This is a genomic window from Kineosporia sp. R_H_3 (assembly GCF_002198675.1).
Lineage (GTDB): Bacteria > Actinomycetota > Actinomycetes > Actinomycetales > Kineosporiaceae > R-H-3.
This window is the reverse complement of sequence record NZ_MWLL01000019.1, coordinates 1-25,039: the sequence shown is the minus strand read 5'-3', so window position 1 is coordinate 25,039 and position 25,039 is coordinate 1. Positions and strand designations below refer to the sequence as shown.

The window sequence follows — 25,039 nt, the reverse complement described above, 5'->3', positions numbered from 1 at the left end:
GACTACAGGTTCTTGGAGGTCAACCCGCTGTTCGGGGAGATGACCGGCCTGTTCGACGCGGTCGGGCGAACCGCGTTGGAGCTCGTGCCGGCCCTGGAGACGGTCTGGGTGGACACCTACGCCCGGGTGGGTCTGGATCGTCAGACGCTGCGGTTCGAGCAGGGGTCGGCGGCGATGGGCCGCTGGTTCGACGTGTTCGCCGTGCCGGTCGACCCGCCGCCGCGGTTCGCGATCGTGTTCAAGGACCAGACGGCCCGCCACCTCGCCGAGGAGGCGTTGCGAGAGAGCGAGTCCCGGTTCCGGTCGATGGCGGACGGTCTGCCGCTGCTGGTCTGGCAGCACGGCCCTGACGGGAGCCTGGAGTGGGTCAACCAGACGTACTGCGAGTTCTTCGCCGTGGACCGCGCCGACATGGTCGCCGGGCGGTGGAGGACCCTGACCGACCACGAGTCCGGTGCGGTCTACGCGGCGGACTTCGAGTCGGCAGTGGCCGGGCGAGCGTCGTTCCGCGGACAGGTCCGGGCCCGCTCCGCGGCGGGGCATTGGCGGTGGTTGCAGTCGTGGGCGGAGCCGCGCTACTCCAAGGACGGCGCCTACCTGGGCCACCTGGGCGTCAGCGCGGACGTCACCGACCGGGTCGAGGCGGAGACCGCCGCTCGTGCGGAGGCCGCCCTGGACGGCTACCGGGCCCGGCTGCTGGACTCGCTGCGGGAGGTCGGCGACCCGGTGGAGATCCAGGCGATGGCCTGCCGTCTGCTCGGTGAGCACCTGGGTGCCACCGGTGTGCACTACGCGCAGATCCTCCAGGACGGCCGGACCGGCGTCGTGGAGGCCGGATACGACGCCGGCGGGACCCGGATCGCCGGGACCTACCGTCTGGACAACTACGGCGCGGCGGTGATGGACCTGTTCCGCGCCGGGCAGATCATCGTCATCGACGACGTCGGTCACGACGACCGACTCACCGCCTCCGAAAGCGGTGCGAGCCTGGCGGTCGGTGTCCATGCCTATGTGATGGCCCCTTTCGCTGGCCCGGACGGACCCGTCTCCGCGCTGGTCGTCCACCAGGAACAGCCGCGCAGCTGGACCCCGCAGGACATCGCCGCGATCCAGATGACCGCCGAGCGGACCTGGGCGGCGGTCGAGCGGGCCCGCGCGTACCAGGGCGCACTGGCCGCGCACCGACGCGCTGAGGTGATCGCCGACGTCGTCGGCGCCCTGGAGGCCGAGCCGACGCTGGGCGGGCAGCTCCAGCGGCTGGCCGAAGCCCTCACCCCGCGCCTGGCCGACTTCGTCACCGTCGAGGCTCCCGGGGACCCCGACGCCCTGCGCGGTGTCGCGCACCGCGACCCGGGCCAGATCGAGACGCTCCGCACCCTGCGGCAGCGTCACCGGCTCACCGCCCAAGAGCCCGGCTCGGTGGCTCACGTCGCGGCCGGGGAATCGGACCTCATCGCCAAGATCAACCCGTCCGTGGTCGCCGGGTACGCCCTCGACGACGAGACCAGGCGGTTGCTGGACGACCTCGGGCCACACTCCACCATGGCGGTCCCGCTCCACCTCGGTGACGACACCCCGGGTGCGCTGCTGGTCGGCCTCAGCGAACCCGATCGGCCGCCCTACACGCCCGACGACCTGGGGTTCCTGCAGGAGATCGCGCACCGCGCCGAAGTCATCCTGACCGCGGCCCGGCTGCGCCGCCGCGAGCACGACATCGCCGTCAGGCTCCAGCAAGCGATGCTGCCCGACCACCTCGTCCAGCACCCTCGGCTCCAGGTGGCCGCTCGCTACCAGGCCGCCGGCGACATGCTCGAGGTCGGCGGCGACTGGTACGACACCTTCACCTGGCCCACCGGCCACATCGGAGTCATCGTCGGCGACATCGTCGGCCACAACCTGGAATCGGCGGCAGCGATGGGCCGGCTGCGCGCAGCCACCGCCGCCGTCGCCGCTCACGTCCCGCCCGACCCCGCGCTCCTTCTCGACGCCGTCGACCGGTTCGCCGCCGGGCCCAACGGCACTGACTTCGCCACCGCTTTCTGCGCCGTCGTCGACCCCGCCGACGGGCACCTCGCCTACGCCTCGGCCGGACACCCACCCGCGCTTCTCGTGGAGCCAACCGGCTCCAGCCAATGGCTCGACCAGGTCCAGCACCCACCCCTGACCACCGGTACCGCGGCCCATGCCAACGCCGAGCACCAGCTCACTGACGCGAGCGTGCTCATCCTGTACTCGGACGGCCTCATCGAACGTCGCACCGGCTCCCTCGACGAAGGCCTCGACCGCCTCCGAACAGCAGCCACCGCCGTCGCCGAATCCCGCACCGACCCCGAGACACTCGCAGACCACCTGCTGCACACCCTCACCGCGGACGCTGCCATCGAGGACGACATCGTCTTGGTCTGCCTGCGCTACCAACCCTCAAGTGAGCAGCCCTCGGTCCGATAACGGGTCCGAACCCACAGCCGACGCTCGCGCATCCCAGCGGGCGGCGTTGCAGCGCCCAGGTCAGCGGCGGTGTGCGCGTTTCGGGCACTCCCGACCCGAACCACAACCCCGATGCCGGTGATCATCTCAGTGAGCGGTGGTGCATACACCCAGGTCAGCGGCAGTTCACGAGCTTCTTGCACCCAAAGGGTCGGATCGGTCAGGGCGGGCGAACGGCTCGGTCTTGCGTTCGCGTGTACCGCAGCGTGGTAACGCTCACGAGGGCTCGCCCGCGCTGCTAGCCTCGTGATGTTGCTCTCTGTGTCCACGGCATCACTGGACACTGGGCCTGAGCGAGAGTGAGCCTCGGTCATGGACGATCGACAGACCGCTGTCGGCACACCCCTGGGTCGCGTCCCGGAAGCGCGTTCGTCGGGTGGTCGCAGGGGCGATGTGCTCGTTGAGGTCCTGGAGGCGTTGCCGGACCCGGCTCTGGTGTTCGACCGCGATGGTGTGATCGTCGCGGTGAACACGGCGTGCTCGGGGTTGCTGCGTCAGTCGGTCGAGGAGTTGGTGGGGCAGTCGACTCGGGCGTTCCTGCCGGCCGGTTCTCATCATGTCGAGCGTCGCGCCGCATACCTGCGTGACCCGAGGCCACAAGCGATGGGCAGCGGCTCGGCCGTCGTGGTGCAGCTGCTGGACCAGACCGTCATCACGGTGCAGTTTTCCGTGGCCCCCCTGGGGTCTTCCGAGGATCGACCCGAGGGGTCGCGCACGCTCGTGGTGATGCGTGAGCTGGTGCCTGCGTCGCCCTCGACGGCCGGGGCCCAGCATCTGGCGTTGACGGAGAGCGCGGGCGCGATCGGGAGCTGGGACCACGACGCCCACACCGGGCTGGTCGTCTGGTCGCCGGGGACGTACGAGGTGCTGGGTCTGAGCCCTGACACGGCAACGCCGAGCCTGGAGACGTTCTGTGAACGCGTCCTCCCGGACGACCTGCCGATGTACTTCGCGCGGCGAGAGGAGGCGCTCGCCACGGGTGGCGACTTCTTCGTAGAGGTCCGGCTCAAGCCGACACACCATGCCGGTGGTACCGCCTCGGGCACCGCCGATGACCTGGGTGAGGGCCTGCCGAGGACGGTGTCCGTCCTGGGCCGTGTCGAGCTGGACCAGGGCGGTCAGGTCCGGGCGGTCTCCGGGACGGTGCAGGATGTCTCAGCGCGGCTCAGGCGTGAACGGCAGCTGCACGTCAGCAACTCCCGGCTGCAGCACGCCTTCGACGGCGCCCCGGTCGGTATGTCCTTGATCGATGCCCGGACCGGCTCGTTCGGGCGGCGACTCACGGTGAACCGCGCCCTGGAAGAGATCACCGGCCGGTCCTCCGCCGAGCTGCTCGACATGCCGCTGCTCGACAGCATCCACCCGGCCGACCGGCGCACGGTGGCGGAGTCCTTGCACGGGCTGCTCAGCGGCCGGGTCGACACCGTCCGGGCTCTCCAGGCGCGGGTGACCCGCCCCGACGGCGAGGACCGGTGGGTCAGCCTGCACGGCGCCCTGATCCGCGACCGCGTCGGCGCACCGGACTACGTCATCGCCCACATGGTCGACGTCACCGAGAAGGTCCTCGCCGAGGACGAGGCCAGGGCCGCCCAGGACGTCCTGCACGCGGCGTTGGACGCGAGCCCTGACGGCTTCGCCCTCTACCGGATCGTCGGGACCAACCACGCCGCGGACTCCTCTGGCGATGCGACGACCGGTCCGCTCGTCGATAGCGCGGTCGATGCCGTCGGGCCTGCGTCCGTGGCCACGCCGGGGCCTCGGTTCGTCCTGACGCAGATCAACGCCGCCGGCGCCGCGATGGCGGCCGATGACCAGACAGTCGTCGGCCAGACGTTGGACGCGATCCTCGACGACGCGGAAGCTTCCGGGATCCCGGGGCTGCTCCGGCGGGCGGTTGCCAGCCCCGGGACGCACCGGCTGCGCACGTCCTACACCTCCCGGGGCTGGGCCGGTGTTCTGGACGTCGTGGCTGTCCGGGTCGACGCCGAGCACGTGCTGTCGACGTGGCGGGACGTCAGCGCCCAGGTCGCCTCCGAGAACGTCCTCATCGAGGCCTACGGGCGCGCCCAGTACGCCTGGGACACCTTGCACCTGGCGATGGACGCCGCCCGCGACGCCATCCTCATCCTCGACGTCGGTCCCACACCCACCCTGCAGCGCCCCGCCCCGGCCCCGATCACCATCCGACACCTCAACACCGTGGCCGCCGCCGGAGCCGGCCTGGACCGGGAACACCTGATCGATGCCGATCTCGATGCCGCGTTCCCCGGCCTGAGGGGCACGACGCTGCCGGCCACGATCCGCAGGGTCGCGGCCGACGGCCTGCCCCGCACGGCCCGCGCCGTCATCGACGGTGCCAATGGACCGGCCGGGCTTCCCGAGGCCGCGTTCGAGGCGACCGTGTCCCGGCTGGCCGACCACCGGGTCATCGTCATCTCCCGCGACGTGACCGCCCAGGAGGCCACGAACCGGCTCATCCAGGAAGGCCGCCGCAGCGCCGAATGGAAGGCCGCCCACGACCCGCTCACCGGCCTGCCCAACCGCGCCCACCTCGAGCAACGCCTCCGGCACGCCCTGATGACCTGCGGACCCGACGAACGCGTCGCCGTCCTGTTCTGCGACCTCGACGACCTCAAGAACGTCAACGACACCCACGGCCACCGCACCGGCGACCACCTCCTCAGGACCGTCGCCGCCCGCCTGGCCACCTGCACGACCGACGACCAGACCGCAGCGCGGATCTCCGGCGACGAGTTCGTCCTCGTCCTGCCCGACCTCGAGCCCGGCTGGCAGCCCGACCCGGTCCTGAACCGCATCCGCCGCACCGTCGAGCAGCCCGCCGACGTCGACGGCACAACGCTCGCGCCGCGACTCACGATCGGCTGCTACCTCGCCGACCCCGCCGCCGCCATCCACGACCGCGACCCCGCCGACGTCCTCGCCGCCGCCGACCAGCTCATGTACCAGGCGAAGACCGACCGCCGGGGCCGCAGCTGACGCACGACGGACTTCTCGCCTCGTCCTCACGACATGGGAGAGGCAAGCGACGAGAGCGCTGTACGCCAGAGCGTCGGTCCCTACGGTGAATACGACTGATCGTCCGACTGCATATCGGACTGTCACTGTTGGGAAGCCTTGGGCGACCTCGCCGTCGTCCCAGGTCAACCGCTCTGCGGGCCCTCGGGAGGTGGGCATGCCCTTGTCGGTCGTGGGCGCGCTATGGGCGTGATCTTGGAGATTGGGCTGTCCGGTGGTGTTCGGGTGTCTCCGGTGCTCGTCGAGCGTCACGGATGCCCTGAGAACGAGAATGGCCGGCGATGAGCGGCGACGCCTCGCGTTTTCCTGATCAGAGGCCCTTTGCGGCGGCCAGGGGCTGTGGTCGAATCGCCGGTCTTCAAATTCTCGGAGGACCGCTTCTGACATTCGAAGCCGACCATGATCTGCGGTGATGCGCTTCCGCACCGTCGGGTTCGGATCTTCTGGGTGGATCCTGGGCGACAAACCCTCGCCACGCGTCGGTGTGCGGCCTTGGTCCCCGTAGTTGCGCACGCAGCCTCACCTCGAGGGCCTTCAGAAGCCGAGGCTGATGTCGGTGATCTCGGGCACGCCACCGGGGGCGCATCCCTGAGGCGTTCTTGAGGCACTTGGCCTCTCGCCGCCGCGCCTGCCGAGCCTACGGTTTCGTGTGTCGGCGGTCACAGGTCCTCGTCCCCTCTGCGACGAGAGCGCCGGCCGTCCCAAACCGATCCAGCTCCGGAAGGTCAGCCATGACTCAGCTCGACGACGCGCTCCTGGCAGGCAAGACCGTTCTCGTCAGCGGTGGCACGCAGGGCCTCGGCGCCGCCGTCGCGGAGGCCGCGGCGCGCAACGGCGCCCGGGTCGCCGTCACCGGACGGCGCAAGGACGTCGGCGAGGAGTTCGCGGCGTCGCTGGCAGCCTCCTCCGGGCAGGAGGCCTTCTTCGTACAGGCCGACGCCGGGGACGTCGCCGCGGTGCAGGCGGCCGCGGCGGCCACGATCGAGCGGTTCGGCCGCATCGACTGCGTCGTGAACTGCGCGGGCCTCACCACCCGCGGCACGATGCTCGACACCACCCCGGAGCTCTTCGACGAGCACGTCGCGATCAACGTCCGCGGACCGTTCTTCCTCATGCAGGCCGCCATCAAGGACATGGTCGCCCGCAAGGAGCCCGGCTCCATCGTCAACATCATCTCGATGTCGGCGCACGGCGGGCAGCCCTACCTCGCGCCCTACGTCACCTCGAAGGCCGGCCTCATCGGGCTGACGAAGAACGCGGCCTACGCGCACCGCTGGGACCGGATCCGGATCAACGGCCTCAACATCGGCTGGACCGAGACGGACGGCGAGGACGCCACCCAGCGCCGCTTCCACGGCGCCCAGGACGACTGGCTGGAGAAGGCCAACGCGAGCGTGCCGATGGGCAAGCTCGGCCAGGTCGACGAGATCGCCGACTTCGTCGTCTTCCTGCTCTCCGAGCGCAGCGGTGTCGTGACCGGGTCGGTCATCGACTGGGACCAGATGGTCCCCGGCGCGCACGACTGATCCCCGTCCGCCCCAGGAGAGGACCACACCATGCGCATCGGACTCGTCGGCCTCGGACGCATCGGGGCGTTCCACGCCCGCACCCTCACCGACCTGCCGTCCGTCGACGAGCTCCTCGTCGCCGACGCGCTGCCCGACCTGGCCCGCAGCGTCGGTGAGCCGCTCGGCGCGACGGTCGTCCCGGAGCCGGTGGACATCCTGTCCGCCGGGGTGGACGGCGTCGTCATCGCCTCGTCGACGGTGACCCACCCCGACCTCATCCGGGCCTGCGTCAAGGCCGGCATCCCGACGTTCTGCGAGAAGCCGGTCTCGGCCTCGGCGAAGGAGGCCGTCGCCCTGCGCGACGACCTCGCCGGGTGCGACACCCCCGTGCACATCGGCTTCCCGCGCCGGTTCGACGCCGCGTACGTGGCGGCGAAGGCCGACCTGGACGCGGGCCGCCTCGGCTACGTGCACACGCTGCGGTCGACGACGCTCGACCCGGCCCCGCCGCCGGAGGAGTACATCCGCGGATCGGGCGGCATCTTCAACGACTGCGCGATCCACGACTTCGACTCCGTGCGGTTCATGACGGGGCAGGAGGTCGTCGAGGTCTACGCGGCCGGCGCCACGCAGGGGATCGACTACATCCGTGACGCCGGGGACGCCGAGACGGTCACGTCGATCCTCACCCTCAGCGGCGGCACCCTCGCCGTCGTCTCGAACAGCCGCGCCAACGGCCGCGGCCACGACGTCCGGCTGGAGCTGTTGGGCAGCAAGGACTCCGTGTCCGCCGGCCTGGACGACAAGCTGCCGCTGCGGTCTGCCGACCCGACGGTGACCTTCCCCGCCGGCAAGCCCTGGCACTTCTTCATGGACCGCCTCGAGAACGCGTTCCGCGCCGAGCTGACCGCCTTCACCGAGGTCGTCGCCGGTACCCGCCCATCGCCGTGCACCCTGCACGACGGCGTCGAGGCCTCCCTGGTCGCCGCCGCGGCGACCCTGTCCTGGCGCGAGCACCGACCCGTCCTCGTCGACGAGGTCCGCTGACCCTCCCGAGAAAGGCAGGCGGAGTCCTCCCGCCGCAGGTGACACCCATGACCTCGAACACCACGCCCTCGAACACCGTGAACGTCGGCATCGTCGGCTTCGGCTGGATGGGCCAGGTCCACGCCAAGGCACTGACCCGCGTGATGCAGCACTACCGCGACCTCGGTGCGGTCCCGCGCCTGGTCGCCGTCGCCGACCCCGCAGCGGACGGCCGTCTCGACTACGCCCGGGACGTCTTCGGCATCACGTCGACCACGGACGACTGGAACGCGCTCGTCACCCGGGACGACATCGACCTCGTCTGCGTCGCCGGCCCGAACTACACCCATCGCGACGTGGCGGTCGCCGCGGCCAAGAACGGGAAGCACATCTGGGTCGAGAAGCCGGCCGGCCGCAACCTCGCCGAGACGGTCGAGATCGCCGACGCCGTCGCCGCAGCTGGCGTCGCCTCTGCCGTCGGCTTCAACTACCGCAACGCCCCGGCCGTCGAGCTGGCCCGCAAGCTGGTCTCCTCGGGGCGGATCGGCGACGTCCGCCACGTCCGGGTCCAGATGCTCGGCGACTACTGTGCCCACCCGGACGGCGCACTGACCTGGCGGTTCGTCCGCGAGCTCGCCGGCAGCGGCGTCATCGGAGACCTCGCCTCGCACGGCCTCGACCTGGCCCAGTACGTCGTCGGGCCGGTCGGCGCCGTCCTCGCCGAGGCCTCGACCTTCATCTCCGAGCGTCCGCAGGCGGCGGCCGCCGCGTCGCACTTCTCCCGCGGCGGCGACGGACCGCGGCTGCCGGTCGAGAACGAGGACCACGTGCTGGCCCTGCTCCGATTCACCGGCGGTGCCCGCGGCGTCCTGGAGGCCAGCCGCGCCTCCGTGGGGGAGCAGAACTCGTACGCCTTCGAGGTGCACGGCAGCACCGGCGCGCTGGGCTGGGACTTCCGCCGCACCGGTGAGCTCCAGGTCTGCCTGGACCAGGACTACCAGGGCGCTTCCTGGACGACCCATCGGGTCGGGCCCGCGGACGGCGAGGCCGGCGCGTTCCAGCCCGACACCGCCATCCCGCTGAGCTTCGACGACCTCAAGGTCGTCGAGGCCAAGCGGCTCCTCACCTCGATCGCGACCGGCCGCCCCGAGGGCGCCACGATTACCGACATGGTCGCCACCGCACGACTCGTCGACGCCACGCTCCGCTCGGACGCCGAGCAGCGCTGGGTCACCCTGTGAGCAGAGAGGCCCACACCGCCATGACCGAAGGCCGGATCCTCGTCGACGGCGACTGGGTCGCCAGCAAGAGCGGGCAGACCGAAGAGGTCCGTTCTCCCTACGACGGCAGGGTCGTCGGGCAGGTCGCCGTCGCCGATGTCGACGACGTCGAGACGGCCCTCGCCGCCGCCGAGCGCGGCGCCGCGGTGTGGCGCGAGACCCCGGCGCACGCCCGCCTCGACGTCCTCATGCGCGCCGCCGCCCTCGTCGAGGAGCGCGCCGACACCATCGCCGTGCTGCTGTCCGCCGAGAACGGCAAGACCATCACCGAGGCCCGCGGCGAGGTCGGCCGGGCGAGCGACATGATCCGACTCGCCGGCTACGAGGGCACCCAGCTCTACGGCGACACCCTGCCGCTGGACGCCAACCGCGGCACCGGCCAGGACAAGATCGGCTTCACCCTGCGGCAGCCCTGCGGGGTGGTCGTCGCGATCACCCCGTTCAACTACCCGTCCCTGCTCGTCCTGCACAAGGTCGCGCCGGCGCTGGCCGCCGGGAACGCGGTCGTCCTGAAGCCCGCCCGCACCACGCCGCTCACCGCGCTCGCGCTGGCCGCAGCGTTCACCGACGCCGGGTTGCCGCCGGGCGTCCTCAACGTCCTCACCGGCCCCGGCGGCCGGCTCGGCGACGCGCTCGTCAGCGACCCGCGGGTCCGCAAGGTCTCCTTCACCGGGTCCACCGTCGTCGGCGAGCACATCGCCCGCACGGCAGGGGTCAAGAAGCTGTCCCTCGAGCTCGGCGCCTCGTGCCCGGTGGTCGTCCTCCCGGACGCCGACATCGAGGCCGCCGCGGACGCCATCGCCGCGGGCGGCTACATCAACGCCGGTCAGGTCTGCATCTCCGTGCAACGGGTCATCGCGCACCCCGACGTGCACGGCGACCTCCTCGACGCCCTCGTCCCCAAGGTCGAGGCGATCGCCATGGGCGACCCGTCCTCGCCCGACACCCGGCTCGGTGCCCTCATCAGCGAGGCCGAGGCCCGGCGGGTCGAGACCGCGCTGCGGACGGCGGTCGAGGGCGGTGCACGCCTGCTCACCGGCGGCGACCGGGACGGCGCTGTCCTCACCCCGGCCGTCGTCGACGGCGTCCACCGCGACGCTCCGCTGAACCAGGACGAGTTGTTCGGCCCGGCGGTCGCGGTCTCCACCGCGGACGACTGGCAGTCCGCGATCGCCTACGCCAACTCGACCGCCTACGGCCTCGGCGCCGGCGTCTTCACCAAGGACGTCTCCGCCGCCGTCCGCGCGATCCGCCAGATCGACGCCGGGGTCGTCCACATCAACTGGACCCCGCTGTGGCGCGCCGACCTCATGCCCTACGGCGGCCTCAAGGCCTCCGGCATCGGCAAGGAAGGCTTCCGGACCGCGGTGTCGGAGATGACCGAGGAGAAGACCGTCATCCTGCACGGCCGGCCCTGGTGACCCTGCGCACCTCCCGAACCCGATGCCCGACAAGGAGAACGACATGACCGGCACCCCGGCGACCGTGCGCCTCACCACGGCCCAGGCTCTCGTGCTCTACCTGTCCCGCCAGTACAGCGTCGCGGACGGCGACCGCCGCCGGCTGATCCCGGCCTCCATGGGGATCTTCGGGCACGGCAACGTCGCGGGCCTGGGTCAGGCGCTCGACCAGTACGCCGACCAGCTGCCCTTCGTCCAGGGCCGCAACGAACAGAACCTCGTCCACATCGCCACCGGCTTCGCCAAGGCGTCCAAGCGGCGCGCCACCCTGGCCGTCACCGCGTCCATCGGCCCCGGCGCGCTGAACATGGTCACCGGCGCCGCGCTCGCCACGGTGAACCGGATCCCGGTCCTGCTGCTGCCCGGCGACTCCTACGCCACCCGCCGTCAGGGCCCTGTCCTCCAGCAGCTCCAGCACCCGATCGAGGCCGACGCCAGCGTCAACGACGCGTTCCGCCCCGTGTCCCGGTTCTTCGACCGGATCACCCGACCCGAGCAGCTCCTCACCGCACTGCCCGCCGCGATGCGCGTCCTCGTCGACCCGGTGAGCACCGGCGCCGTCGTCCTGTCGCTGCCGCAAGACGTCCAGTCGCACGCCTACGACTACCCCGCGGAGTTCTTCGCCGAGCGGGACTGGGTCGTCCGCCGCCCCGTCCCCGAGCAGACCGAGGTCGCCGCGCTCGTCGAGCTCCTCGCCGGGGCCCGCCGGCCGCTCGTCATCGCCGGCGGTGGCGTCGTCTACTCCGACGCGAGCCAGGCGCTGGAGCGGCTCGCCGACGCGGCCGGTCTGCCCGTCGCCGAGACCTTCGCCGGCAAGGGCGCCGTCCGCACCCCGTCCTGGTGGCAGCTCGGGGGGATCGGCCTGGAAGGCAACCCTGCCACCAACGAGCTCGCCCGCCAGGCCGACCTCGTGCTCACCGTCGGGTCCCGGCTCACCGACTTCGCGACCGCCTCGCACTCGCTGTTCGCCGACCCCGGGGTGCGCTTCGCCAGCATTAACGTCGACCCCCGCGACGGCGACCGGCTCGGCGCCACGTCGGTGCTCGGCGACGCCCGGCTCACGCTGGACCTGCTGGCAGACGCCGTCGTGGCCCGCGGGATCACGACGGACGCCGAGTGGCGGGCGACGGTGACTACCGCCAAGGACACCTGGGCGCCGGTCCGCACCGCCGCGCTCGACGCCGACAGCCCGGCGGACCTGGCCGCGATCCGCGCGCAGACCACCGACGTCGTCCCCGACACCGACGCCGTCCTCACCCAGGGCCAGCTCATCGGGCTGCTCCAGGAGCACGCCCGCGCGGGCGACACCGTCGTCGCCGCCGCTGGCGGTCCGCCCGGGGACCTGCTCAAGGTCTGGGACGCCACCGGCGACCGGAACTGCCACCTCGAGTTCGGGTTCTCCTGCATGGGCTACGAGATCCCGGGCGGGATGGGTGTCCGGCTCGCCGACCCCGACCCGGCGCACCGGGTCACCGTCTTCATCGGCGACGGCACCTTCCTCATGGCCCCGACCGAGCTCGCCACCGCCGCCCAGGAGGGCCTCGCCGTCACCGTCGTCATCCCGGAGAACCACGGCTACCAGGTCATCCACCGGCTGCAGATGTTCACCATGGGCCGCGAGTTCGCCAACGAGTTCCGCTACCGCCCGGACCCGCTGGCGCTGCAGCCGGGGCAGCAGGCGAAGGACGCTGGCCTCACCGGCGACTACCTGCAGCTCGACCTCGTCCAGGTCGCCGCCGGGCTCGGTGCCCGGGCCGTGCGCGCCACGACCACCGAGCAGGTCCGCACCGCCCTCGCGGAGACCCGCGACCACGCCGGCCCGGTCGTCATTGTCGTCCCGGTCATCCCGCACGCCGACCTGCCGTCGGCGGGCTGTTGGTGGGACGTCGCACCGGCCGAGGTCTCCGAGTCCGACACCGTCCGGGCCGCCCGGTCCCAGTACGACACCGGTCTCACCACGCAGCGGTGGCACGGGTGAGCCCCGCCGCGGCCACCCGCTACGGCCTCGACCGAGGTGCCCTGCGCCGCAGGCTCGACGCCGGCGACGTCACCTTCGGCACCTTCGTCGGCGCCGCGACCCCGGTCACCGCGGAGGTCTGCGCCGCCGCGGGCGTCGACTGGGTGCTGCTCGACCTCGAGCACGGCGCCGGCGGCGAGGAGCAGGCCCGGGACGTCGTCCCGGCCGCCGCCTCGTACGGCGTGCCGACCGTCGTCCGCGTCGAGTCCACCGAACGCATCCGGGCCGGGCGGCTGCTCGACCTCGGCGCGGCCGGCGTCATGTTCCCCCGGGTCGACAGCGCGGACGAGGCGGCCGCCTGCATTCGCCACCTGCGCTACCCGCCGGCGGGGGACCGCGGAGTCGCGACGTACAACCGGATGTGCGGGTACGGCCTCGACCCCGGCGCGCTCGACCGTTCGAACGGTGACGTCCTTGGCGTCGTCCAGATCGAGACGCTGCCCGCCCTGGAAGCGGTGGAGCAGATCGCGGCCGTCGACGGCGTCGACGTGCTCTTCGTCGGCCCCCGCGACCTCAGCCACGCCCTCGAGGTCCCCGGGCAGCTGCAGGCGCCGGTCTACCTGGCCGCCCTCGACCGCGTCCTCGCCGCCGCTCGCGCGAACGGGAAGGCCGCGGGGTTGCTCGTCCCGGACGGCGCCGCGGCCGCCCGCCTGTCGGCCGCCGGCTGGCAGTTCCTCGCGATCGGCTCGGACACCACCCTGCTCGCGAACGCCGTGGTCGCCGAGCTGCGTCGCGCCGGGCAGGCACCGTGAGCGAGCACGGCACGCGTCGGCAGGTCGTCGTCGCGCTCGGCAGTGTCGACCCGGCGCTCGTCGTCGGCCACCTGCCCGCGGGCGCGCGGTTCGTTCAGGACCCGACGCCGGACGACCTGCGGGCGGCCGTCGGAGCCGTCGTGCGCGCCGACGCCACGGTGGACGTCGCGCTGCTCGACCGGATGCCCGACCTGCGGGTGATCGCCCGCACCGGGGTCGGCGTCGAACGCGTCGACGTCGCCGAGGCCACCCGGCGCGGCATCGCCGTCGTTGTCACCCCCGGTGCCGGCACCAACGCCGTCGCGGAGGGGGCGATGGCCATGGTGCTGCACCTGGTGAAGCGGCTGCGCGCCACCACCGACTGCGTCGCGCAGGGCCGCTGGGCCGACCGCGGCGCGCTCGTGCTCGGCGACCTGGACGGCGCGACGATCGGGATCGTGGGCTACGGCCGGATCGGCCGCCGGGTGGGCCGGCTCGCCGCCGCCTTCGGGATGACCGTGCTGGCGCACGACCCGTACCTCACCGGGCCCACCGCACAGGTGGACGGCGCCCAGCTCGTCACCCTCGGGGAGCTGCGCTCACGCGCGAACGTCGTGACCCTCCACCTGCCTCTCACGCCGCAGACCCAGCACCTCGTCGACGACGAGTTCCTCGCCGCCCTGCCGACCGGTGCGGTCCTGGTGAACTGCGGCCGAGGCGGCCTGCTCGACCTCGATGCCGCGGCGAAGGCCCTCGCCGACGGTCGGCTCGCCGGTCTGGGCCTCGACGTCTTCGACCCCGAGCCGCCGCAGCACCATCCGGTGTTCGACCACCCGGACGTCGTCCTGTCGCCCCACGTCATGGGGCTCAGCGTCGGCGCCACCCGCGCGACCTTCACCGCCGCCGCCCGGGGCGTCGCCGACGTCCTCTCCGGCCGGCGCCCGGCGGCCCTCGCCGACCCCGGCTGGACCTTCCCCGATAGCAGCACCCACACGCAGGAGGAACTGTGACCGACGTCGACCGCATCGCCGGAGCCCCGATCAGCTGGGGGGTCTGCGAGGTCCCGGGCTGGGGCTTCCAGCTCCCCGCGGACCAGGTGCTGCGCCAGATGAACGAGATCGGCCTGGCCGCCACCGAGCTCGGGCCGGACGGCTTCCTCCCGTCCGACCCCGACGCGCTCGCGGCCACGCTCGCGGACCATCACCTGACCGCCGTCGGCGGCTTCACCCCGTTCGTCCTGCACCGCCCGGACGTCGACCCGATGCGCGAGCTCGAGCGGCTCCTGCCGGGGTTCGTCGCAGCCCGGGCCGGGGTCATGGTGCTGTCCGCGGACTCCGGCCTGACCGGCTACGACTCGCGGCCCGATCTCGACGACAACGGCTGGAACCTGCTGCTGCGCAACCTCGACCGAGTGGCGGCCGCTGCGGCCCAGCACGGGATCCGCGCCGTGCTGCACCCGCACGTGGGGACCATGGTCGAGACCGGTACCGACGTCCAACGCGTCCTCGCCGGGTCCTCTGTGTCGCTGTGCCTGGACACCGGGCACCTGCTCATCGGTGGCACCGACCCCGCGGTGCTCGCCGGGCAGGCGCCGGACCGGATCGCGCACACCCACTTCAAGGACGTCGACCTCACGTTCGCCCGCAAGGTCCAGGCCGGCAAGCTGACCTACACCGAGGCGGTCCGCGACGGCATGTACCGCCCGCTCGGGACCGGGGACGTCGACGTCGCCGCGATCGTGGGCCACCTGCGCGCCAACGGGTACGACGGCTGGTACACCCTGGAGCAGGACACCATCCTCACCGGGCCCCCGACCGGTGAGGGTCCGGTCAGCGACGTGAGGACCAGCGTCGAGTTCCTCCGCGGGCTGCTGCTCGCCTGAGCGGCCTCACACCTGTTCGTCGCCGTACAACGACGCCGGCTCGTTGTACGGCGTGACGACCTGCACCTGGGACGGGACGCCTGCCGGCTTGCCGGGCAGCACCCCGCGGGCCTGCAGCAGCGCCCGGCAGGCCCGCCGCATGTCGGCTTTGAGGTCGTGGTGCAGCACCGCCGAGATCCGGCGGGTCCGCAGCAGCGTCCGGTTGTCCCCGTCGAGGTCGTGCGCGACGTAGACCTTCGGGGCCATGCCGACCTCGTCGAACGCCCGCAACGTCGCGACGTTCCCGCCGCCGACCGAGTAGACCGCGTTGATCGACGGGCGCAGCGCGAGGGCGCCACGGACGGCGATGAGGATGCTCGCGTCGAGCCCGTCGGTGTCGTTGACCACGTGCACCCTCCGCCTCGGTGCCAGCTCGGCGAGGGTGCGGCGGAATCCGAGCGCCCGCTCCTCCTCGCCCCGGAACGACGAGTGGCTCACCGTCAGCAGGACGCTGCCCGAACGCCCCGCCCACTGCGTCACGAGGTAGGCCGCCGTCGCACCGGCCGCCAGGTTGTCCATCCCCAGGTACGCCACCCGCCGGCTGGCGGGCACATCGGTCACGAACGTCACGGTCGGGACGCCGCGCTCGGCGAGGCGGGCCACCGCGTCGACGACGAGCGGGTGGTCCGGCGCCTTGAGGATGACCCCGTGCGAACCCTTACGGGTCAACGTGTCCAGCACCGCCGCGGCAGCCGCCGGGTCGCTGTGCTCGGCCAGATGCGAACGGGCCCGCAGCACCGCCGGGCGCAGCGACCGCAGCTCTGCCTCCAGCGCCCCGCGCGAGGCCACCGCGAACCGTTCGGGGGTCTGCATCACAAGGTCGAGGATGAGGGTCCGGCCCGAGAGCAGCACCTGCTCGCGCTGGCGCTCGAGCTCGTCGACCGCCCGGGCGACCTGCGCCACCGTCTCGGGCCGCACACCGTCACGCCCGTGCAGCACACGGTCCACGGTGGCCCGGCTGAGCCCCGCCTGCGCCGCGATGTCGACGACCCGGTGGTCGCGGCGTGCACCCACCCGCACACCTCCTCCCGTCGTCCCGCTGCTGAGGCGTTCTTGAGGCATTTCACCGAGCTCGGCGATCGGCGCGCCGACCTAGTGTGGCACGCGTCACTGATGACACCGAGGAGGCCGGGAACCGTGGAAGAGCTCGAAGAACCGTTGCGGATCGGCGTCCTCGGGGCCGCGAGGATCTCCTCGCTGTCGATCGTCTCCCCGGCTGCTGCCACCGGCCACCGTCTCGTCGCCGTCGCCGCCCGCGACCGCGGCCGGGCCGAGGCGTTCGCCGCGGCCGGCGCCGTCGAGCGCGTGGTCGACAGCTACGACGCCTTGCTCGCCGACCCCGAGGTCGAGGTCGTCTACAACCCGCTGCCGAACGGTCTGCACGGCCCCTGGAACGTCAAGGCGCTGCAGGCTGGCAAGCACGTCCTGTCGGAGAAGCCCTCCACGAGCAACGCCACCGAGGCGGTCGCGGTGCAGCGAGAGGTCGAGGCCGCGGGGACGACGTTCATGGAGGCCTTCCACTACCTCTTCCACCCCGTCACCCGGCGCTTGCTCGAGGTCGTGGAGTCCGGCGAGATCGGCCGCGTGCAGCGGGTCGAGACGATGGTCGCCATCCCCGCGCCACCGGACGGCGACCCTCGCTGGTCGCTCGAGCTCGCCGGCGGCGCGGTGATGGACCTCGGCTGCTACAGCCTTCACGCGCAACGGATGCTCGGGGCACTGGCCGGAGGTGCGCCGCAGCTCCTCGCGGCCCGTGCCGGAGAGCGCGACGGGCATCCCGGCGTCGACGAGTGGCTCGACGTCGACCTCGCCTTCCCCGACGGCGCCACCGGCTCCGCGCGCTGCCACATGGCGCACACGGAGGTCGAGATGACCTTCCGGGTCGTCGGCAGCGTGGGGGAGGTCCTCGCCCACAACTTCGTCCAGCCGCACCTCGACGACCGGGTCACGGTGACGACCCCGACAGGCTCCCGCACCGAGTCGCTCGGACGGCGGTCCTCGTACACCTACCAGCTGGAGGCCTTCGCGGCCGCCCTCCGCCAGGGCGCCCCGCTGCCGCTCGACGCCGCGGACGCCGTCGCGAACATGAGGCTCATCGACGCTGCCTACGAGGCTGCGGGGCTGGCGCCGCGGCCGGTCAGCACCTCGTGAGGGCACGCGAGCGTGCGCTGGCGTCCCGGTCTGTCGCGGCCGGCCGACGGTCGTGACCGGTCGGCTAGCGCCGGCAGGGGCCCGTGGTGCCGCGGACGACGAGCGCGGGCACCACGACGCCGTCGCCGTGCTCGTCCGCGCCGTTGCTGCGCTCGATCAGGCTGATCGCCCGCGCGACGGCCAGCCTGGCCATCAGCCCCGCGTCCTGCCGCACCGTGGTCAGACCGATGTGCGAGAACCCCGCCAGGTGGGTGTCGTCGAACCCGACCACCGAGACCTCGTCCGGCACGGCGATACCCGCTCGGTGGAGCGCGCTGAGCGCGCCCATCGCACAAGGGTCGTTGAACGCCAGGATCGCCGTGGGCAGGTCGCCGCCCCCGGCGAGGAGCGCGTCCACGGCCTGCGAGCCGTTGATCTCGGCCCAGCCACCCCTGACGATCTGGGGTGTGAGGCCGTGCCGCTCCATCGCCGTCCGGTACCCGCGGCGTCGCTGCTCCGCGCTGGGAGAGCCGGCACCGTCGATGTGCACGATCCTGGTGTGGCCCAACCCGACGAGGTGGTCCACGGCCAGCGCCAGGCCCTTCACGTCGGCAGCCCGGACCACCGAGAGGTCGGGGTGGCGGACATGGCGGACCAGGACGACCGTGGGCAGCCGACCTCCGACCTCGGCGAGCCACTCCCGGCTCGACGTCGGGGCGACCAGGATCACCGCCTCACAGCGGTCCGCGAGCAGGGTGCCGATCGCCTTGTCCTCGCTGCGCGAGTCGGTGACCGCGCTCAGCACGACGTCGTATCCGGCGGCCTCGGCGGCCTCGTAGATCCCCTCGATGACATCGGCGTGAAACGTCTGCTGCACGTGGAACATGACGCCCAGCAGCTGGGACCTGCCCTGTCGAAGGGCACGCGCCCGGGAGTCCGGTACGTAGCCGAGCTCGCGGGCGACCCGGAAGACCTTCTCCCGGTTCGCCGGGCTGGCGCCCGGCGCGCCGCGCATCACCAGCGACACCAGGGCCGTCGAGACGCCTGCCTGTCGGGCGACGTCCGCCAGTGTGGTCCGGCGGGTGGGGGCCGTCCCGGCGTCCTCGATGGTCATGGCGACATCCTCGCGGAACCTGGTGGGAGCGACGCAACGATACAAGAACGTTATAGGCCGGGTAGCCAAGAAGGGCTTGACGTGTGCCCTGCGTCACGTTCATAGTTCCACACGCGACCTAAAACGTTCTAGGGGTTAAGGCCTAGAACGTTGCACAGCAGATCGCCGAACGGTTCCACAGCAGTCGGACGCGGCACGTCGCCGTCGTCGGCACGTCGCTCCCGTTCCAGCCGCGCAGGCACGTCACGCCGCTCGGGCAGTCAGCCCGAACCGCGGTCAGGCCGACCGGACAGCCAGTTCCTCCCTCATCCCAGGACACCGCCTCGTCGTAGCGGTGATGTCGAAAGGCAACCGATCATGATTCGCTCCAAGCGTGCGGTGGGTGCGGTCGTCGCCCTCTCCGCGGCCCTCGCCCTCACCGCCTGCTCGTCGTCCGGCGGCAAGGACGCGGCGGACTCCTCGTCCGCTGCTGCCGCTCCCGCGGCTGGTGCCGCGGCCGGCCCGAAGAAGACCATCGCGATGATCACCCACGCGGCACCGGGTGACACGTTCTGGGACCGCATCCGCAAGGGTGCCGACGCAGCCGCGGCCAAGAACAACTACGAGGTGCAGTACTCCTCGGACCCGGACGCCACCAAGCAGGCGCAGCTCATCCAGGCCGCGATCGACAAGAAGGTCGACGGGATCGCCGTCACCGACCCGAACACCCCGGCGCTCGGTGACGTCATCAAGAAGGCCATCGCAGCCGGGATCCCGGTCTCGATGTTCAACGCGGGCGGCCCGGACGCCCTCGGCCTCGGCGCGATCGGCTACTTCGGCCAGGGCGAGAAGGACGCCGGCATCGCCGTCGGCGCGAAGGCCAAGGCCGACGGCGCCACGAACATCATCTGCGTGAACCAGACCCAGGGCCAGCAGCAGCTCGTCGACCGCTGCGACGGCGTCACGGAGGGTGCGGCCGGCGCCAAGGTCAAGATGATCTACGTCAACGGAACCGACGACTCGGCCGTGACGACGACCATCCAGGCCACCCTGACGCAGGACAAGACCGTCGACTACGTCGTGACGCTCGGTGCGCCGATCGCGCTCGACGCGGTGAAGGCGGTCAAGGCGGCCAGCAGCTCGGCGAAGATCGGCACGTTCGACACCAACGAGCAGCTCGTCGCGGCGATCAAGGACAAGTCCGTCCAGTTCGCGGTCGACCAGCAGCCGTACATGCAGGGCTACCTGTCCATCGACTCGATCTGGTGGTACACCACGAACGGCAACACCCTCGGTGGCGGCCAGAACGTGGCCACCGGCCCGGCGTTCATCGACCAGACCAACATCGCTGCAGTCGAGAAGTTCGCCGCGAACGGCACCCGGTGACCCGGCTGCCACTCCTCTGGAGAGTGATCTGAGATGACGACCGTCACGGCCACACCTACCGACGACCGGGTCGCGACCCGATCGGCCACCGCAACCATCATGGGCCGCCCCGAGGTCGGGGCCCTGATCGGAGCCGTTGCCGTCGCCGTGCTGTTCCTGCTCGTGGCGCCTGCGTTCCGCAGCGTCGGGAACATCGGGACGATCCTGTACGGCTCCTCGACGATCGGCATCATGGCCGTCGCCGTCGCGCTGCTCATGATCGGCGGGGAGTTCGACCTGTCGGCGGGTGTGGCCGTGACGACGTCCGGCCTGGCGGCCGCGCACCTGGCCTGGTTCTTCAGCCTCAACGTCTGGGTCGGGATCGTCTTCGCCCTCGTGCTGTCCCTCGGCGTCGGGGCGTTCAACGGCTGGCTCCTCCACGTGACCGGACTACCGAGCTTCCTGGTCACCCTCGGCACCTTCTTCGTCCTGCAGGGCGTCAACCTCGCCCTCACCCGCGTCGTTGCGGGCGGCGTCTCGTCGAACTCGCTCAACGACCTCGACGGGTTCGACAGCGCCAAGGCGGTGTTCGCCTCGAGCTTCCAGCTCGGCTCGGTCGAGATCAAGGTCCCCATCATCTTCTGGGCGGCCCTCACCGTGATCGGGGCGATCGTCCTGCTGCGCACCCACTACGGCAGCTGGATCTTCTCCGCCGGTGGCGACTCGGCAGCTGCCCGCGCCGTCGGCGTCCCCGTGACCGGGACGAAGATCGCGCTCTTCATGGGCGTCGGGTTCTGCGCCTGGATCCTCGGGATGCACAACCTGTTCAACTACAACAACGTCCAGTCCGGCGCCGGCGTCGGCAACGAGTTCATCTACATCATCTCCGCCGTCATCGGCGGCTGCCTGCTCACCGGTGGCTACGGCTCGGTCGTCGGCGCGACGGTCGGGTCGCTCATCTTCGGTATGACCCAGCTCGGCATCTTCTACGCCGGCTGGGACCCGGACTGGTTCAAGACGTTCCTCGGCGTCATGCTCATCGCCGCGACCCTGGTCAACCTCTACGTCAAGCGGAAGGCGGACGCCCGATGAACGCGGCCAGGACCAGCGCGGCGCGGGCCGCGACCACCCACGCGGGGGAGTCCAGCACCTACGACGGTCCCGTTCTGGAGCTGGAGAACATCGGCAAGAGCTACGGGAACGTGCACGCGCTGCGCGGGGTGAACATCACCGTCCGGCAGGGCGAGGTCACCTGCGTGCTCGGCGACAACGGTGCCGGCAAGTCGACACTGATCAAGATCGTCGCCGGGCTGCACGAGTACAGCGAAGGCACCATGAAGCTGCGCGGCATCGTCCGCCAGTTCGGCTCCCCGCGTGTTGCGCAGGCTTTCGGGATCGCCACGGTCTACCAGGATCTCGCCCTGGCACCGCTGATGTCGGTGTGGCGCAACTTCTTCCTCGCCAACGAGATCCGCAAGGGGCCGTTCCTCGACATCCCCACCATGAAGCGGATCTGCGCCGAGGAGCTCACGAAGATGGGGATCGTCATCCCCGACCTCGACCGCGCCGTCGGCAGCCTGTCCGGTGGGCAGCGCCAGGTCGTCGCGATCGCCCGCGCCATCTACTTCGGGGCCCGGGTCATCATCCTCGACGAGCCCACCGCCGCCCTCGGCGTCAAGCAGTCCGGCGTCGTCCTGAAGTACATCGCCAAGGCACGGGACGCCGGGCTCGGGGTCATCTTCATCACCCACAACCCGCACCACGCCTACCTGGTGGGCAATCACTTCGTCGTCCTCAAGCTCGGACACGTCGCCCTCGACGCGCACCGCGACGAGCTCACCCTCGAGCAGCTCACGGCCGAGATGGCCGGCGGCCAGGAGCTCGCCGAGCTCAGCCACGAGCTGCGCAGCGTCCACCCCGAGAAGGTCGTCCTCCCGCACGACGCTCCGGGCGGCATCGAGGCCCCTGAGCTCGACCCCAACGAGCTCGCCGGCATGGAAGACGTCTGACCAGCAGCACCCAGCGACTCACGTCGCGACGTCACGCCCGCGACTCCACCGGCACGGCTCGGCGAGCAGCACCGCCGAGTCGTGCCGCTCCGCGCCACGGTCCCACGCCACACCCGCCGCCAAACCCTCCGCCCCGACCGGCGCGGAACCCGCCACCGCCCGGTCGCCACCGGGACCAGAACCACAGGGGTGTCACCACTCATGCGCATCGGTCTCATCGGACTCGGCCGGATCGGGTCCTTCCACGCGGACACGCTCGCCGCCCTGCCGCAGGTCGACGACCTCCTCGTCACCGACCCCGTCGCGGCCGCCGTCTCCGCGGTCACGGGGCGGATCGAGAAGGCCCGCGCTGCGGCCTCCCCGGACGACCTGCTCGCTGCGGAGCTCGACGGCGTCGTCATCGCCGCAGCGACCAACGCGCACGCCGACCTCCTGCTCGCTGCCGTGAAGGCCGGCATCCCGGTCTTCTGTGAGAAGCCCGTCGCAGGCACCGCCGACGAGGCGGTGCTGGTCCGCGACCGGCTCACCGGCAGCGACGTCCCGGTCCAGATCGGCTACCCGCGCCGGTTCGACCCCGCCTTCGTCGCCGCCCGCGCCGCCGTCCGCGACGGCAGCCTCGGCCGCGTCCACACCGTCCGCTCCACCACCCTGGACCCGGCCCCGCCACCCGCGGCCTACCTCGCCGTCTCCGGCGGCATCTTCCGCGACTGCTCGGTCCACGACTTCGACGCCGTCCGCTGGGTCACCGGCCGGGAGGTCGTCGAGGTCTACGCCGTCGGCGCCGTCGACCCGACCGCCGCGGCGGAGATGTACGCCGACCACGGCGACTGGACGACGGTCTCGACGCTGCTGACGATGGACGACGGCAGCATCGGCGTCGTCTCCAACACCCGCGCGAACGCCAGCGGCTACGACGTCCGGCTCGAGGTCCACGGCACGGCCGCCGCCGTCGCCGCCGGCCTCGACGAGGGCCTGCCGCTGCGCGCGACCCAGCCCGGTATCAGCTGGCCGGCGGGTCCCGCGCACATCTTCTTCATGGACCGCCTCACCGAGGCCTTCCGGACCGAGCTCGCCACCTTCTGCGAGGTGGCAGCCGGCCGGACGCCGTCCCCGTGCACCGTCGAGGACGCGATGGGCACCGCCTGGACCGCCGAGGCGGCCACGCTTTCCGCCCGCGAGCACCGCCCCGTCCGGATCGAGGAGGTGGCCCGATGACCGTCCGCGTCGGTGTCATCGGCACCGGGATGATCGGCGCCGACCACGTCGCCCGGCTCACGACGCAGGTCGTCGGCTCCCGGGTCAGCGCGGTGTTCGACGTCGCGACCGACCGCGCGGCGCAGGTCGCCGCCGCCGCGGGAGCGACGTCGCACACCTCCTGGGAGGCGGTCGTCGCCGCCGACGACGTGGACGCCGTCCTCATCGCCTCGCCGGGCCACCTGCACCCAGAGCAGGCGATCGCCTGCATCGCCGCCGGCAAGCCGGTGCTCTGCGAGAAGCCGCTGGCGACCACGTCGGCCGACGCCCTGCGCGTGCTCGAGGCGGAGGCCGCGGCCGGACGCCGGTACGTCCAGCTCGGGTTCATGCGCCGCTACGACGCCGGGTACCTTGACGTGAAGCGGACGATGACGGACGGCGTCATCGGCGAACCGCTTCTGGCGCACGCGATCCACCGCAACGCGACCGTCCCGGACTTCTTCCGCGGCGAGATGTCGCTCACCGACTCCCTCGTCCACGAGTTCGACGTCTTCCGCTGGCTGTTCGACACCGAGATCGAGTCGGTGACAGTGCTGCCCGTGAGGACGAGCCCGCTCGCCGCGGACGGGATGCGCGACCCGCAGGTCGCCGTGCTCCGGATGGCCGGCGGGCAGGTCGTCACCGTCGAGTCGTTCGTCAACTGCCAGTACGGGTACGACGTCCGCTGCGAGGTCGTCGGGTCTCTGGGAACCGTCGGCCTCGACAACCCCCGGACCACCGTCGTCATCACCGCCGGCCGGCGCAGCGAGAGCGTGCCCGCGGACTGGCAGGAGCGGTTCGCGCCCGCCTACACGGTCGAGCTCCAGAGCTGGGTCGACGACCTCGCGGCCGGCCGGGTCGGCGGCCCGAGCACCTGGGACGGGTACGCCGCGACCGCGGTCGCGGAGGCGGCCGTGCAGTCCTACGCCGAAGGTCGGCCGGTCGACGTCCGCCTCGCCGAGCGACCGGCGCTGTACACCGCGGGGGAGTGAGCGCCGTGGGACGGGAGCGGCTGGCGTCGTACGCGCTGGACAGCGAGGCCGGGTTGCGGGCGCGCGAGTCCGGGCTGTCGGGCGCGGAGTGGTTCCACAGCGAGGTGCCGCGCAAGCGGCTCAAGGAGCTCATGCGGCGCAGTGACGCCCCGGCGATCCGGGACACGGTCATCTGGGTCGGGCTCATGGTCGTCTGCGCTGCGGCGGGCGGCGTTCTCTGGACGGGCGGCCACCCGTGGCTCGCCGCGCCGTTGCTGCTCGTGTACGGCGTCCTCTACGGCTCCGGTGGTGACTCGCGTTGGCACGAGGCCGGCCACGGGACGGCGTTCCTCACCCGGTGGATGGACACCGCGGTCTACCAGGTGGCCTGCTTCATGATGATGCGGGACCCGACGGTGTACCGCTGGGGCCACACCCGGCACCACACCGACACCCTCATCGTCGGCCGCGACCCGGAGATCCAGGCGATGCGGCCGGCCCGGCTGGTCCGGATGATCGCCAACCTCGTCGGGCTCTACGACGTCCCCGTGTCGTTGGGGAAGATGCTTTTGCATGCCGCCGGCCGCCTCACCACCGACGAGACAGACACCGTGCCCGAGCAGGAACGGTTCCGGGTGTACCGGATGGCGCGGCTGTGGGTCCTGCTCTACGCCGTCACGCTCGTGACCGCGGTCGTGACGTCGTCCTGGCTGCCGCTGCTGCTCGTCGGGGGCCCGCGGATGTACGGCACGTTCATGCACATCGTCTACGG

19 protein-coding genes and 1 pseudogene are annotated in these 25,039 nt (G+C 71.9%); 18 read left to right on the top strand and 2 right to left on the bottom strand.

Translation table 11 applies throughout. From position 1 onward, the window contains the following. The 11 genes and pseudogenes from ECOMGDLI_RS02140 to ECOMGDLI_RS02095 form a co-directional block, all read left to right on the top strand. On the top strand, nt 1–2,448 hold a 2,448-nt coding region (locus ECOMGDLI_RS02140; RefSeq protein ID WP_233153267.1), incomplete at its 5' end, for a SpoIIE family protein phosphatase. Nucleotides 2,449–2,799: 351 nt separating this feature from the next. Further along, a pseudogene (locus ECOMGDLI_RS36600) lies at nt 2,800–3,183 on the top strand (PAS domain-containing protein); the annotation flags it as partial. Nucleotides 3,184–3,267: 84 nt separating this feature from the next. After that, nucleotides 3,268–5,484 (top strand): bifunctional diguanylate cyclase/phosphodiesterase, encoded by a 2,217-nt coding sequence (locus tag ECOMGDLI_RS02135; protein ID WP_233153266.1) that lies wholly within the window; start codon nt 3,268–3,270, stop codon nt 5,482–5,484. Between the two features lie 770 nt (nt 5,485–6,254). Then, nucleotides 6,255–7,049, top strand: coding sequence for an SDR family oxidoreductase (locus tag ECOMGDLI_RS02130; RefSeq protein WP_088313153.1), 795 nt, complete (start codon nt 6,255–6,257; stop codon nt 7,047–7,049). A gap of 30 nt (nt 7,050–7,079) precedes the next feature. Next, nucleotides 7,080–8,078, top strand: a complete 999-nt coding sequence (locus ECOMGDLI_RS02125) for a Gfo/Idh/MocA family oxidoreductase (protein ID WP_088313152.1) — start codon at nt 7,080–7,082, stop codon at nt 8,076–8,078. A 47-nt stretch (nt 8,079–8,125) separates the two neighbouring features. Next, complete coding sequence (locus ECOMGDLI_RS02120; protein ID WP_088313149.1) at nt 8,126–9,298, top strand: Gfo/Idh/MocA family protein; 1,173 nt, start codon at nt 8,126–8,128, stop codon at nt 9,296–9,298. A 20-nt stretch (nt 9,299–9,318) separates the two neighbouring features. Further along, a complete protein-coding gene (locus ECOMGDLI_RS02115) occupies nt 9,319–10,758 on the top strand; it encodes an aldehyde dehydrogenase family protein (RefSeq protein ID WP_088313169.1) in 1,440 nt (479 codons plus the stop codon). Nucleotides 10,759–10,801: 43 nt separating this feature from the next. After that, nucleotides 10,802–12,775, top strand: a complete 1,974-nt coding sequence (iolD, locus tag ECOMGDLI_RS02110) for a 3D-(3,5/4)-trihydroxycyclohexane-1,2-dione acylhydrolase (decyclizing) (protein ID WP_088313165.1) — start codon at nt 10,802–10,804, stop codon at nt 12,773–12,775. Continuing rightward, nucleotides 12,772–13,566: an HpcH/HpaI aldolase/citrate lyase family protein gene (locus tag ECOMGDLI_RS02105; RefSeq protein WP_088313167.1), complete on the top strand. Its 795-nt coding sequence runs from the start codon at nt 12,772–12,774 to the stop codon at nt 13,564–13,566. The genes iolD and ECOMGDLI_RS02105 overlap by 4 nt, the downstream gene beginning before the upstream one ends. Continuing rightward, nucleotides 13,563–14,555, top strand: a complete 993-nt coding sequence (locus tag ECOMGDLI_RS02100; protein ID WP_088313147.1) for an NAD(P)-dependent oxidoreductase — start codon at nt 13,563–13,565, stop codon at nt 14,553–14,555. The genes ECOMGDLI_RS02105 and ECOMGDLI_RS02100 overlap by 4 nt, the downstream gene beginning before the upstream one ends. Then, nucleotides 14,552–15,427 carry a TIM barrel protein gene (locus ECOMGDLI_RS02095; protein WP_233153265.1) on the top strand — a complete coding sequence of 292 codons (876 nt, stop codon included), beginning with the start codon at nt 14,552–14,554 and terminating at the stop codon, nt 15,425–15,427. Before ECOMGDLI_RS02100 ends, ECOMGDLI_RS02095 begins: the two co-directional genes overlap by 4 nt. A gap of 6 nt (nt 15,428–15,433) precedes the next feature. Here ECOMGDLI_RS02095 and ECOMGDLI_RS02090 read toward each other — a convergent pair whose 3' ends face one another. Next, on the bottom strand, nt 15,434–16,480 hold the full coding sequence (locus tag ECOMGDLI_RS02090) for a LacI family DNA-binding transcriptional regulator (protein WP_233153264.1): 1,047 nt from the start codon (nt 16,478–16,480) through the stop codon (nt 15,434–15,436). Nucleotides 16,481–16,603: 123 nt separating this feature from the next. Here ECOMGDLI_RS02090 and ECOMGDLI_RS02085 point away from each other — a divergent pair, with 123 nt between their 5' ends. Then, nucleotides 16,604–17,617: a Gfo/Idh/MocA family protein gene (locus ECOMGDLI_RS02085; RefSeq protein ID WP_198954455.1), complete on the top strand. Its 1,014-nt coding sequence runs from the start codon at nt 16,604–16,606 to the stop codon at nt 17,615–17,617. Between the two features lie 64 nt (nt 17,618–17,681). On the opposite strand, the gene ECOMGDLI_RS02080 is transcribed toward ECOMGDLI_RS02085, so the two are convergent. Next, nucleotides 17,682–18,710, bottom strand: coding sequence for a LacI family DNA-binding transcriptional regulator (locus tag ECOMGDLI_RS02080; protein WP_198954454.1), 1,029 nt, complete (start codon nt 18,708–18,710; stop codon nt 17,682–17,684). A gap of 357 nt (nt 18,711–19,067) precedes the next feature. Between ECOMGDLI_RS02080 and ECOMGDLI_RS02075 the strand changes: the two genes are divergently transcribed. The 6 genes from ECOMGDLI_RS02075 to ECOMGDLI_RS02050 all read left to right on the top strand — a co-directional run. After that, complete coding sequence (locus ECOMGDLI_RS02075) at nt 19,068–20,075, top strand: substrate-binding domain-containing protein (protein ID WP_088313141.1); 1,008 nt, start codon at nt 19,068–19,070, stop codon at nt 20,073–20,075. Between the two features lie 33 nt (nt 20,076–20,108). After that, nucleotides 20,109–21,146: an ABC transporter permease gene (locus tag ECOMGDLI_RS02070; RefSeq protein WP_088313139.1), complete on the top strand. Its 1,038-nt coding sequence runs from the start codon at nt 20,109–20,111 to the stop codon at nt 21,144–21,146. After that, the gene (locus ECOMGDLI_RS02065) at nt 21,143–22,063 is read left to right on the top strand and encodes an ATP-binding cassette domain-containing protein (RefSeq protein ID WP_088313137.1); all 921 of its coding nucleotides are present in this window, start codon (nt 21,143–21,145) and stop codon (nt 22,061–22,063) included. Before ECOMGDLI_RS02070 ends, ECOMGDLI_RS02065 begins: the two co-directional genes overlap by 4 nt. A 201-nt stretch (nt 22,064–22,264) precedes the next feature. Further along, nucleotides 22,265–23,278 carry a Gfo/Idh/MocA family oxidoreductase gene (locus ECOMGDLI_RS02060; RefSeq protein ID WP_088313135.1) on the top strand — a complete coding sequence of 338 codons (1,014 nt, stop codon included), beginning with the start codon at nt 22,265–22,267 and terminating at the stop codon, nt 23,276–23,278. After that, nucleotides 23,275–24,288, top strand: a complete 1,014-nt coding sequence (locus tag ECOMGDLI_RS02055) for a Gfo/Idh/MocA family protein (RefSeq protein ID WP_088313133.1) — start codon at nt 23,275–23,277, stop codon at nt 24,286–24,288. The genes ECOMGDLI_RS02060 and ECOMGDLI_RS02055 overlap by 4 nt, the downstream gene beginning before the upstream one ends. Then, on the top strand, nt 24,285–25,039 hold a 755-nt coding region (locus ECOMGDLI_RS02050; protein ID WP_088313131.1), incomplete at its 3' end, for a fatty acid desaturase. The genes ECOMGDLI_RS02055 and ECOMGDLI_RS02050, both read left to right, overlap by 4 nt.